We start from the raw sequence: 10,208 nt of genomic DNA on the forward strand, positions 1-10,208 counted from the left end.
CGACGCCGTCCACAAGCTCGATTGGTACGCGTTGCGCTGGAAGATCGAGACCTTCTTTCGAACCCTGAAGACTGGGTGCCGGATCGAGGAACTTCGCTTAGCCACAGCTGATCGGCTGGCAAACTGCATCGCGCTGTGCTGCGTTGTTGCCTGGCGCGTATCATGGCTGACAATGCTCAGCCGGGAGGCACCGAAAGCATCGCCTGATGCCGTCTTCACCAACACCGAGCGCAGCTTGCTTGAACGCGCAACGCCAGAACGCAAACGTAATGTACTACGCGATTTGAACTTCTATATCAGGGCCGTCGCGAGGCTCGGAGGCTACCTTGATCGCACATCGGATGCGCCACCAGGGACGACGGTCATATGGCGCGGCCTATCCCGCCTCGCTGATCTTGCCGAAGGCGTTCGTATCGCAGAGGCACAGCCACAAGAGACTTATGGGTAACTGCAAGCCCTATCGACGGTGCAACGGATCGCCTCAAGTCGCTCAAGCCTTCCCGCTTCAACTTCCTCGTTGATCCTGAAAAGACCGTTGATGGCTTCATTGCCCATGAGGTGCAAGAAGTCGTGCCGGAGGCCGTGACAGGCGAGAAGGATGGCGAGGAAATGCAGGCGATGGACGCGGCCAAGCTGGTGCCGTTGCTGACCGCTGCACTGCAAGAGGCGTTGGCGCGTATCGAAGCACTCGAAGCGAGGGCAGTATGAGCGAATTTCAGGACGCGCTTGACGCAAGCGGGGGCCGCGTGTGCCCCATGTCTACATCCTTCCCCAACGCACCCATCACAGTAGAAAGCCAACCCATGACAGACGCACCAAAGAAAACCCCGATCACGATCAACGGCAATACGCACCTGCTGGAAGATATGACCGAGCAGCAACAGGCGATAGTCAATCACATCACCGATCTGGATCAGAAGATCCGTGCAGCACAATTCAACCTCGACCAGCTTAACGTGGGGCGTGAAGCCTTCGTAAATATGCTGGTCAACTCCACAAAGGATGAAGAAAATGACTGAACCTGTTATCACATGGAACTTGACCGCCGACACTCAAGCGTCAATGACCGTGGGAACCACCACCTTCGAGAACGTGATCACCAATATCCATTGGCGCGTTACGGCAACTGATCCGGCATCCGAAGAAGCGGTCACGATCTACGGGTCGAAAAATGTTCCAGCCCCAACCGATGCGGCCAGCTACATTGACCTTGCAGACCTGCAAGCCATGGCAACCGAAGAACGCCGCTTGACCGTGATCGGCTGGGCCGAAGCAATCGACCCCGGCTTTATCGATACCCATGTCACAGCGGTGACAGATGCGCTGGCTGATAAGCTGGCCGAGCCTGAAACAGGCGTAGTCTCTATCCTGTGACATCTCAAGAAGCTAAAGGCCTCGAAAAGTGAGCGCATACACGATGCTGCCGACTGGTGCGAGCCGATTCGGCGGCATCCTGTACCGCTCAACAAAGCCGCTCATATGGCGCGTCGGTAGCCTGGCCACGGGCGCTGCGTATGCGGTGCCGGTCGGGACGGTGTTCGACGTGTCGATCCCTCGCGGCCTGCGCTGGCTCTTTGGTCCGCACGACCCCCGGTATCTCAAAGCGGCAGCCCTGCATGATTACTTTCTCGCGCTTGGCTGGGATCGTTTAACCGCAGGCGCACAATTTCACCAAGCCCTGAAAGCCGATGGGGTTTCCAAGTGGCGGCGGGCGGTGATGACCCTCGCTGTCATGTTCTTCAAGTACCAGTAGAGGCGCGACCCTATGACGGCGGACGAATTTCCACACAGTTTGGCAGGGCGCATAGTCGAGCTGGCCAAGCTGATGCAGCTCGGCTCTCAGCAATTGTATAGGCACTCATAGCCGATGAGTTTGAAAATGACCGCAAAGGCGAGCAGCCATAGGACAGCTACCACGGCAATGAACCCCCAAGGCCATTGGGCTTTCTTGCGCCGCAAATTACTGAAGATATGTGATTCTACTTTTGGCATCTGACTTTCCCCTAGAGGAATATACCGGACCAGGAATTCATTTTCCAGTAGAGCGAAAGCTTCGAGCCGTGTGGTGCGATAACTTGCCGAGTTAACTTGTTGGCTCGACAAGCGATTTCTTCGTTCGGCTACCGAAAACCAATTGCGCGGCCTCTTCTCATTGGCTTGGTCCGCCAAAATCTCGTCCATCAAACCCGAAATACGATCGAGCAGGGGAACCGTGCATGACGCAACGTATCGAAAACTCAGACCGGGGGGTCACCCTCAATAAATCGCTGGCATGGACCATGGCCGTCGGACTGATTACCGCAGGTCTCTTCACGGGGATCCAGATGGCGAGCGTCACCTCTAAGCTCGATGAAGTTTCGCGGATTGGCGACAGAGCGGCGCACGATCGCCGCCAGATCGAGATACGTGTTCGGTCGCTCGAGCAATCCAAGGCGCGTGACGATGAACGGTTCACCTCGATCCTGACCTTCATGAGCAAGATCGACAGCCGCCTAGAGCGGATCGAAAACAACCGTCCTTAATTCACCTAAAATCACTGAAACCGGCCTGCTTTCGAGCGGGCTTTTTTGCATTGGAGAATGCCTATGTCCTACCTGCCAGATGGCCGGGTGACCCATATTGTCATCCACTACAGCGCCACGCCCATCGAGAAAGACTTCACCGCCGCCGACATCGACCGGATGCACCGCACGCGGGGGTTCAATGAGATCGGCTACCACTATTTCATTCGCAAAGACGGGACCGTTGAGACGGGGCGCGACCTCGGCCAGCCCGGCCGCTTCGAGCAGGGCGCTCATGCGAAGGGCAACAACGCTTCCAGCATCGGTATTTGCTTCGAAGGCGGGGTTCGCGCGGCTGCGCCCAACGTCGGCTTCGACAGCCGCACACCCGCGCAGATTGCCGCCATGATCAAGCTGATCCGGACGGTGTGGCTCGTACCGAAAACACCAGCCCCCAAACACCCGCGCCAAGCATCTGGGCGCTCTTCTCGCAACTTATCAAGAGGATCTTCAAATGATTGGCCCAATTTCTCGCATCATCCTGAGATACCTGTCTGCCGCGCTTGTTACCTATGGGCTTCTGTCGCCTGACATGGGGGCGCAGATCGCCGCAGACCCCGATCTGGTTGCGCTCATCGGTCTGATTGTCGGGGTGGCCGTCGAGGGCGGCTACACACTGGCTAAGCGGCGCGGGTGGGCCACATGACCCGCGTTGTCGTGGTCGTCGCGATCATCTGCGCTGCCGGGGCTTGGCTCTACTGGCTGGGCGGCAAGGAGGCGCGTGAGGACCTGCGCGAACAAATCCGACACTCAGACACATTGGAAAGGATTGGCAATGCGACGACTGATAGCCGTGATGCTGGCGACATCGACCGCCGGCTGCGTGCCCTTGCCCGATAGCGCGGCGATCTGCAGCGGGACGGTGAGTCTGCGTAAGGCCCATGCGGGGGCGTTGCTGGCCGATGGTGGGCCACGGTCCAAGGATACCGGTGAACGACTTCTCAGTGGCCTGAAGGCCGGCTGCAAGGAATAGGGTCGATAGCTCGGAGCCAAGGTTGAACCCAAAAAAGAGAAAGCCCGCGCGTAGGAGTTCGAGGGAACGCGAGCTTTCTCAGAAAACCGAAACAGAGAATCGGCATCCTCCAAGAAGTATGTTTTACGGAAATACCGAAAGCAACTCTCCCCGACCGTGAATAGCTTTGGGGCGAAAAACAGCCGCCGTGCGAAAAATTTTGCCCAATCTGCATTTCATGCTAGGTGCGGCGGCACGGAGGACGCCATGCGCCGAAATGAAGATGACATCGAAGAAGAGTGCGAGAAGGTCAGGCATCGCCGGTTTCTGATTTGGGGCGTGGTGCCGTCTATGATGTTCCTATGGGGTTTTGCTCTATGGGTCGCTCTTGAGCATTTCTTTGGCGCTTACTAAATTGGGCAAGGAAGCGGTTCTCGCGCAGCGGCGTTAGGCTAGCGGAGCCAGTTGTACAATATGGCCATGGCCTCCCATTTCTAAGAACGAGCAAGGGAAAGGAGGCCTCGAATGGCTCCAGAGCACCCGAAGTCTGGCACTACATGGGGATATATTCTTTCCGCCAAAGGTAGGCCGCCCGCGAAGCGGCAGCGACAAGATATTTCGCTACATGGGGTAGTCGAACAGGTTTGGTGGGACCAGTTTGAGGGGCGAACTACGCGCCCGAGAAAGCACCTCATCCAGAGAGAGCAACTGCTGCTGGCGCTAGGTCCGGGCGATAAAGTTGTGGTGGCGGCGCCAGAATGTTTGGGGTTGTCAAAAAGTGACGCGAATTGGTTCCTGACGGAGCTGGCCAATCGCGAAGCTCTTCTATTGGTGATCGCTGGAACCATCGTTGTCGATCCGGGTGGATCGACAAGGGATTTGGCCGCCGCAGTTGGTCGATTTCAAAACAAACTACGAACGTGAGCCGTAGGGCCCGTTAAGTACCTCAGTACAATTTACTGGCGGCTTCAGCTCAGGCGGTCGCAAGCAATATAGCTAAGAGCACAGCTGCGCCCGACAAGTAGATGGTCAGAGTATGCATTTGCTTCTCCAATCTGATCATTGACGTAGAATGCCCGCCCGAGCATGCAAACTTGTGAGCGTAAGTTCGCCGACGAATGATCGCCTCTGTTTAGAAAGCGCCGCCCTTTGAACGCTAACTTTCGGCGCGAGCAAGCAAATGATCTTTTCAGCAGCTCGCGGAGTTAAAGCTTGACCGCGGCGCGCCAAATCATACATTCCGCCCGATGATGTATGCAGCACCGCTCCCTCTCCCTTGGCCCGCCCCTTTCGCCACTTTCCTGAGTGCCATAGGTGCCAAGATCGTGAGGGGGGTCGTGACGCGTGTAATGATCGTTGCAACGATCATTACCCTCTCTGTTTCTGCGGTTCTCGAAGCGCAAGACAGCCCGCCTGAATGGACGCAAGAATGGGTGCCGACCATCCTCCGCATGCCAGATGACGCAGAATTCCTGTCTGTGCGCGCCATAGGATCAAGTGTCCGCATGTTCTCGGTTACCACCACAGAAGATGTCGATGAACTTCTGCTGGAGTGGGAAGAAGCGCTTCGCGAGAACGGGTATCGGATCGACCAATCTCGGGATGATAAACTGGACCGATCCATCGAATTTTCGGGTTCCGGCATTTCGAACGCGAAGATCGTTGCTCCAGTAAGCACCTCTCAAGGCCCGATCACCCTCAAGTTTGATGCGACTCTGCGCTAGCTCTTGGTTCGTAAATCAGTGTTTTTTGGGCTTCATTCGTCAGGGGTTGGGTTTCTTTTAGAGGTGGTCGGTCTGCCGTTGCGAGGTATCGGCAAATTTTGGGTCGACAAGGTTTTCTCATCGGATCATACCAGTGTCAGCTTGAGGCGGGCTATCGCTTGATTGCTGGAGAGCGCTTGTGGACCAATGGCAGAGATCACAAAAGAATCTCCTTAATCCAACAGCATCTCATGGATTTGATTTTCGTCCTGTTGCGGAGATCATCGGGCTTCTCCTGATTCCAATGGGCGCTCTGATGCTGCCTTCGGCGATACTTGATGCGATGTACGGCGGTCAAAGCGGTTTGGTGTTTGGTATGTCTGCTGCGCTGACAGCAATGCTCGGTGGGGCAGTTTATCTCGCCTCGAGAAGCCGCCAGCCGCAAGGTCTCGACATCCGACAAGCTTTTGTTTTGACCACTGCACTTTGGGTTATCCTCCCACTAGCGGGAGCAATCCCATTCGTTTTTGGTGAGCCGGAAGTGTCACTTCTGGATGCTTATTTTGAAGCTGTCTCTGGCGTCACCACAACAGGATCAACTGTTTTCGTCGATCTTGATCATATGCCAATGGGCGTTTTGCTCTGGCGCGGTATTCTGCAATGGTTGGGGGGACTCGGTATCGTTATCGTCGCCCTGATTTTTCTGCCCGTCATGAGGGTCGGAGGAATGCAGTTTTTCCGAGTGGAGGGGTTCGACACACTCGGGAAAGTTCTGCCAAGAGCGCTGGATGTCGTGGCTTAGTTGAAGCTTATCTCGCCCTGACAATCGCCTGCTTCCTAGCTTACAGGGCGTTCGGGATGACATGGTTTGAAGCCATCGTGCATTCGCTCACGACGATGTCCACTGGAGGCTTTTCGACGTCAGACTCGTCTTTTTTCTTATTCTCTGGCCCTCTGGAGTATGTTTCGGCCATATTTATGGTGCTCGCAAGCTTGCCCTTCATCCGGTATGTGCAACTTATCTCAGGAAATCCCCAGCCTCTCTTTCGAGATGTTCAGGCTCAAGCCTACGTCCGTTGGCTGCTTTACTCGGTCGCTGTCATCGTCCTCTACCGACTAGTAAACAGCGACGCCGATTTCTTTACTGTGTTGCGCGAAACAACATTTAATGTGGTGACCTTGTTCTCGGGGACGGGGTACGGGAGCGCAGATGTGTTCGCTTGGGGCTCGTTTCCCTTTGCGGTAATAATCATCGTTGGCCTGATCGGAGGCTGTACAGCGTCGACTGGGTGCTCGATTAAAGTGTTTCGCTGGCTTGTGGTGCTTCAAGCGATTAAGGCCCAAGTTAGGCGGATCAGATACCCACACATAGTTTTCAATGCGAAGCTTCAGGGGAAACCGCTAGACAGTGATGTGATTAGTTCGGTGGCCGCGTTCTTTGTCCTATTTTTCTAAGCTTCGGCGTTCTTAGCGTGCTGCTTTCTCTCTCTGGTTTGCCATTTTTGACCGCTTTGACAGCCTCATGGACATCAATTGCTAACGTGGGGCCCGCATGGGGCGGGCCGGTAGGACCAACTGGAGCTATGGATGCTTTCCCCAGCGTAGCCAAATGGCTGATGATATTGGGAATGATCATAGGACGGCTCGAAGTGCTATCTGTCTATGTATTATTCCTCCCTGCTTTCTGGCGTACGTGATTTCAAGCTCCGAAAAACAAATTCGTAGGCGCGTCCGGATCACCCTGTCACCTTCGCTCCATCTGGCTGGCTAGCTTCAGATCATCGACTAATCCAGCAGTTGATGTGGTACCAAACTTCGTAAATTGTGGCCTTCCGGAGGTTTGGAAATTAAACGCTAGAAAAGTAGGATTTCAAATTATTCAGCGACTTCGAGATGCAATTGGCGTATGTCTCGCTCGTCCGCATGTCAAAGGTGACGGAAGATGACGACAGCTACAGAAACTTTCTGCGTTGCAATTTTCGCCGTGGTTCTGAACGGCGTGTTGCATACGTTGCTCTACTAAGACTGAGAGAGATGATTGTCGTTGATGGTGGCATGACTTAACTGCCATCACCCGGCGAGCGAAGGCCCGCGCCAGTCGGGACGGGGACGCGGACCTTCTAAGAAAACCGGACCTAGAATCGGAGTTCTCTAGGTAGATTGTGCCAAGATACCGCGAAAGGCAATCTTTTGCGCTGAAGCGGCGCGTCTTTGTCAGAGCAGGAGCGGGCTTCTTGCGTTCTGGGGGATGCTATATGGGTTGCGCGGCGAGTTTATGGGAATGGGCTTAAAGCGTGGACGATCAACTGTTTCAGGCGCGTACTACGCACATCGAGGTGACGTGCTGGGCCTGCGGTCACGGCATCACGCTCAAGCCGGATGATGTGCCGACGGGCATAACAGACCATGAGTTTGAGAAGCGCGCTACATGCCGGTGCGGTACTGGCTGGCCGTATGTCGTCAAGTTTCCGAAGAGGGCTCCGATGACGATGTAATCGATCGGGGGTGACGTTGGCGGCTAACCCAGCACATCAAAAGCGCTTTCGGGCGCAATCGAGCTAGTGCTCTGAGTCTGACACTTCCTACCTGTTTCCGCGAGTTTCATCGAGTTTGTCCAGCGCGCGGCGTTCCCGGGTGAGGATATCCTCTGCGGTTTTGGTCCATTTGAAGGGCTTTGGCTTCTCGTTGTGGTGGGCCAGATAGTCGTAGATCGCGGCCTCAAGATCATTGACGCTGGAATAGCTGCCGCGCCGGATGCGCCTTGATGTGATCTCGGCAAAGAAGCGCTCCACCAGGCTCAGCCAAGACGCGCTGGTGGGCGTGAAGTGCAGCTTGAAGCGCGGGTGCTTTTCGAGCCACAAAAAACTCAAACTGGCCACGGCGCTTTCGACGCTAGCCGTTGCCGCCAGCCTTTCTACCGGCGCCTTTGCCGAGACTTTGCGCTTGGGCACGGAAGGCGCCTACCCTCCGTTCAACTACATCGAAGCGGACGGCAAGATCGCCGGTTTCGATGTCGAGATCGGTCAGGAACTTTGCAAGCGGATCGGCGAGGAATGCGAAGTCGTTGCGCAGGATTGGGATGGGATCATTCCGGGGCTGCTGGCGAACGAATACGACTTCATCATCGCGTCGATGTTCATCACAGAAGAGCGTAAGAAGCAGGTGGATTTCACCGACCCTTACTACCTCGCCGCGATGACGAATGTCGTGCCAAAAGGGTCTGACATCACTGAATTCACCAATGAAGCCCCGGTCGTGTCGCGAAGGTGGTGGAAATTTGAAGGTGGCGTAATCTCCGGGTGAACTTGAACCCACCCAACCGGCGGCAGCAACCGCCAGGGAGATCACGCCATGAAGAACAATACCGATATTGCCGCGCTTTCGCTACTGGCCAATGAAGCGGTCTTCGAAGAGGAGCTGGACGCGTTTCTTGGGCGCTGCCGTTATGATCGGGGCACCAATAAACCTATGGGCTACCGACACGGTCATCGCGAGCATCAGCTTGTCGGCACCTTCGGCGCGGAGACGGTGAGCGTGCCACGCGCCCGCGCCATTCGATGAGACCGGCAAGATCACTGAATGGCGCTCGAAGGCGCTGCCGCGCTATCAGCGGCTGACCAAGAAGGCTGAGGCCCTGATTGCTTCGGTCTATCTGGCCGGGACCAACACGCGGCGCGTGAAACGGGCGCTGTATGGGCTGTTTGAAGGGGCGGTGAGCAAGGATGTGGTCAGCCGGGCCTGACGCAAGGTGAAGGTCGACTGGGACGTTTGGGTCACGCGCAACCTGGCCGATGAAGACATCGTTCGGCTGATCCTTGACGGCACGGTGATCAAGACACGCATCGATAAAAAGGCCACGAACATTTCGGTGCTGGCGGCCATAGGCGTGCGCCGGGACGGACGAAATAGCGCCACTCGCGCCTCCAATGCTGCCAGTGCCTTATGGCCGGTGTCGATCGTTGTGACCCGGAGCACCGCCGCGAGTCAGGGAATTGTGATGCCACCGCCCATGGTTCCGGCGCCGATGACGGCGATGGTATTAATCTCCATCAAGACTCTCCTGTTGATTTTGTGGTGCTTCCGTGCCGATGCAGGAACGCATGCACCGCCGAGAAGAGCGAGGGCGCGCGCCGCTCGGCGTTGATGAAATGGGTGCCGTTGCCGATTTCGAGATACTGTTTCTCGGCCGTGCCTAACCGATCGAAAAGCGCGAGCATGTCGCTGCGGGTCGACGTGGGATCCTGTGTAGCGCGGACCAGCAGCGTAGGGCAGTCGATCTTGTCGGGATCATAGATCGGCCGACCGCTGAAACACTTCCACAGATCAACCAGCGTGCCGTTGGGCACGCAAAAGCCCGGTGGCGTTACGGTCCGGGCGGTGGAATCGTCCTGGAGGCTGACGCGGGCCAGCTCTTGCAGCACTGTTTCATCGCGCCAATCGTCGCCGCCGGGGGGAAGCTGTGCGTTCCAGCGGCGGCGCATATCTTCAGCGGTGATCCGTCTGTGGGAACCTAGCGGGCGGCGCTGCCCGGGTGTATCGGGATCGGCAAGCTCGGCCAACCACGCCTCGTTGCGTTCGGCAAAGATGGGGGCATAGAGCACGAGCGACGCGACCTTGTCTCGCCCAGCCCCAGCGACGTAGCGCGCACTGGTCGTGCTGCCCCAAGACCAGCCGACCAATGCGGTGGGCCGTCCGTGCCGATAAGTGATGAAGTCCACCGCGGCGCCGATATCTTCGATGGCTTCTGGCCCGGTGCAGGTCGGGCCCGCGCCGTTTGCGAATGCCCGGGCGCGCCAATTGGCATCCCCCGAGCGGCCATAGCCGCGCAAGTCTAGCGCATAGGCCGCAAAGCCCGCCGCAGCGGCGGCCCGGAGCCAGCTAACACCACTGGCGTCGATATCGAACATCCTTCCCGAGAACGTGGCACCATGCACGAACAGGATCGGCGGGCGCTCCGCCGCGNCNNNNCGNGCATGGTGCCACGTTCTCGGG

Annotated in this window: 16 protein-coding genes and 2 pseudogenes; 16 read left to right on the forward strand and 2 right to left on the reverse strand. The window is 56.7% G+C overall.

Annotated elements, in window-relative coordinates:
- From A3722_RS20275 to A3722_RS25215, 14 genes are all read left to right on the forward strand, one after another.
- A partial coding sequence (locus A3722_RS20275) for an IS4 family transposase (RefSeq protein ID WP_150120569.1) occupies nucleotides 1-448 on the forward strand: 448 nt, incomplete at its 5' end.
- A gap of 11 nt (nucleotides 449-459) precedes the next feature.
- Nucleotides 460-708, forward strand: coding sequence for a tail fiber domain-containing protein (locus A3722_RS25380; protein ID WP_082849558.1), 249 nt, complete (start codon nucleotides 460-462; stop codon nucleotides 706-708).
- Entirely contained in the window at nucleotides 705-1,019 is a 315-nt protein-coding gene (locus A3722_RS20280; RefSeq protein WP_150120049.1) for a hypothetical protein, read from the forward strand. Before A3722_RS25380 ends, A3722_RS20280 begins: the two co-directional genes overlap by 4 nt.
- The gene (locus A3722_RS20285; protein WP_067625624.1) at nucleotides 1,012-1,374 is read left to right on the forward strand and encodes a DUF7936 family protein; all 363 of its coding nucleotides are present in this window, start codon (nucleotides 1,012-1,014) and stop codon (nucleotides 1,372-1,374) included. The genes A3722_RS20280 and A3722_RS20285 overlap by 8 nt, the downstream gene beginning before the upstream one ends.
- A 28-nt stretch (nucleotides 1,375-1,402) precedes the next feature.
- Entirely contained in the window at nucleotides 1,403-1,753 is a 351-nt protein-coding gene (locus A3722_RS20290) for a DUF1353 domain-containing protein (protein ID WP_067625622.1), read from the forward strand.
- A gap of 463 nt (nucleotides 1,754-2,216) precedes the next feature.
- A complete protein-coding gene (locus A3722_RS20300; protein ID WP_067625618.1) occupies nucleotides 2,217-2,522 on the forward strand; it encodes a hypothetical protein in 306 nt (101 codons plus the stop codon).
- 63 nt (nucleotides 2,523-2,585) lie between these two features.
- On the forward strand, nucleotides 2,586-3,092 hold the full coding sequence (locus A3722_RS23675) for an N-acetylmuramoyl-L-alanine amidase (protein WP_161487380.1): 507 nt from the start codon (nucleotides 2,586-2,588) through the stop codon (nucleotides 3,090-3,092).
- Nucleotides 3,093-3,203: 111 nt separating this feature from the next.
- On the forward strand, nucleotides 3,204-3,401 hold the full coding sequence (locus tag A3722_RS20310; protein ID WP_067625608.1) for a hypothetical protein: 198 nt from the start codon (nucleotides 3,204-3,206) through the stop codon (nucleotides 3,399-3,401).
- 379 nt (nucleotides 3,402-3,780) lie between these two features.
- Nucleotides 3,781-3,927, forward strand: coding sequence for a hypothetical protein (locus A3722_RS24435; RefSeq protein ID WP_161487379.1), 147 nt, complete (start codon nucleotides 3,781-3,783; stop codon nucleotides 3,925-3,927).
- A gap of 111 nt (nucleotides 3,928-4,038) precedes the next feature.
- Nucleotides 4,039-4,437 carry a hypothetical protein gene (locus tag A3722_RS20315; protein WP_067625605.1) on the forward strand — a complete coding sequence of 133 codons (399 nt, stop codon included), beginning with the start codon at nucleotides 4,039-4,041 and terminating at the stop codon, nucleotides 4,435-4,437.
- Between the two features lie 425 nt (nucleotides 4,438-4,862).
- Nucleotides 4,863-5,237 carry a hypothetical protein gene (locus A3722_RS20320; RefSeq protein WP_067625602.1) on the forward strand — a complete coding sequence of 125 codons (375 nt, stop codon included), beginning with the start codon at nucleotides 4,863-4,865 and terminating at the stop codon, nucleotides 5,235-5,237.
- A gap of 178 nt (nucleotides 5,238-5,415) precedes the next feature.
- A complete protein-coding gene (locus A3722_RS25205) occupies nucleotides 5,416-6,018 on the forward strand; it encodes a potassium transporter TrkG (protein WP_236627482.1) in 603 nt (200 codons plus the stop codon).
- 23 nt (nucleotides 6,019-6,041) lie between these two features.
- Nucleotides 6,042-6,671, forward strand: coding sequence for a potassium transporter TrkG (locus tag A3722_RS25210; RefSeq protein WP_330220241.1), 630 nt, complete (start codon nucleotides 6,042-6,044; stop codon nucleotides 6,669-6,671).
- A gap of 17 nt (nucleotides 6,672-6,688) precedes the next feature.
- Nucleotides 6,689-6,913, forward strand: a complete 225-nt coding sequence (locus tag A3722_RS25215) for a potassium transporter TrkG (RefSeq protein WP_330220240.1) — start codon at nucleotides 6,689-6,691, stop codon at nucleotides 6,911-6,913.
- Between the two features lie 885 nt (nucleotides 6,914-7,798).
- Here the strand turns inward: A3722_RS25215 and A3722_RS20335 are convergent.
- Nucleotides 7,799-8,074: pseudogene (locus tag A3722_RS20335) on the reverse strand (IS630 family transposase); the annotation flags it as partial.
- 85 nt (nucleotides 8,075-8,159) lie between these two features.
- Between A3722_RS20335 and A3722_RS24995 the strand changes: the two are divergent.
- Both A3722_RS24995 and A3722_RS23680 read left to right on the forward strand, forming a co-directional pair.
- Nucleotides 8,160-8,519, forward strand: a complete 360-nt coding sequence (locus tag A3722_RS24995; RefSeq protein ID WP_236627483.1) for a transporter substrate-binding domain-containing protein — start codon at nucleotides 8,160-8,162, stop codon at nucleotides 8,517-8,519.
- Between the two features lie 48 nt (nucleotides 8,520-8,567).
- Nucleotides 8,568-9,162: pseudogene (locus A3722_RS23680) on the forward strand (transposase); the annotation flags it as partial.
- A gap of 103 nt (nucleotides 9,163-9,265) precedes the next feature.
- Here the strand turns inward: A3722_RS23680 and A3722_RS20350 are convergent.
- On the reverse strand, nucleotides 9,266-10,123 hold the full coding sequence (locus tag A3722_RS20350) for an alpha/beta hydrolase (RefSeq protein WP_067916399.1): 858 nt from the start codon (nucleotides 10,121-10,123) through the stop codon (nucleotides 9,266-9,268).
- Between the last annotated feature and the right edge of the window lie 85 nt (nucleotides 10,124-10,208).

The organism is Sulfitobacter sp. HI0027, from assembly GCF_001634775.1.
GTDB lineage: Bacteria > Pseudomonadota > Alphaproteobacteria > Rhodobacterales > Rhodobacteraceae > Sulfitobacter.

Coding starts and splice junctions, on each gene's coding strand:
- A3722_RS20300 (WP_067625618.1), top strand. CDS start 2,217: ATGACGCAACGTATCGAAAACTCAGACCGGGGGGTCACCCTCAATAAA.
- A3722_RS20280 (WP_150120049.1), top strand. CDS start 705: ATGAGCGAATTTCAGGACGCGCTTGACGCAAGCGGGGGCCGCGTGTGC.
- A3722_RS23675 (WP_161487380.1), top strand. CDS start 2,586: ATGTCCTACCTGCCAGATGGCCGGGTGACCCATATTGTCATCCACTAC.
- A3722_RS24435 (WP_161487379.1), top strand. CDS start 3,781: ATGCGCCGAAATGAAGATGACATCGAAGAAGAGTGCGAGAAGGTCAGG.
- A3722_RS20315 (WP_067625605.1), top strand. CDS start 4,039: ATGGCTCCAGAGCACCCGAAGTCTGGCACTACATGGGGATATATTCTT.
- A3722_RS20350 (WP_067916399.1), bottom strand. CDS start 10,123: ATGTTCGATATCGACGCCAGTGGTGTTAGCTGGCTCCGGGCCGCCGCT.
- A3722_RS20320 (WP_067625602.1), top strand. CDS start 4,863: ATGATCGTTGCAACGATCATTACCCTCTCTGTTTCTGCGGTTCTCGAA.
- A3722_RS20310 (WP_067625608.1), top strand. CDS start 3,204: ATGACCCGCGTTGTCGTGGTCGTCGCGATCATCTGCGCTGCCGGGGCT.
- A3722_RS20285 (WP_067625624.1), top strand. CDS start 1,012: ATGACTGAACCTGTTATCACATGGAACTTGACCGCCGACACTCAAGCG.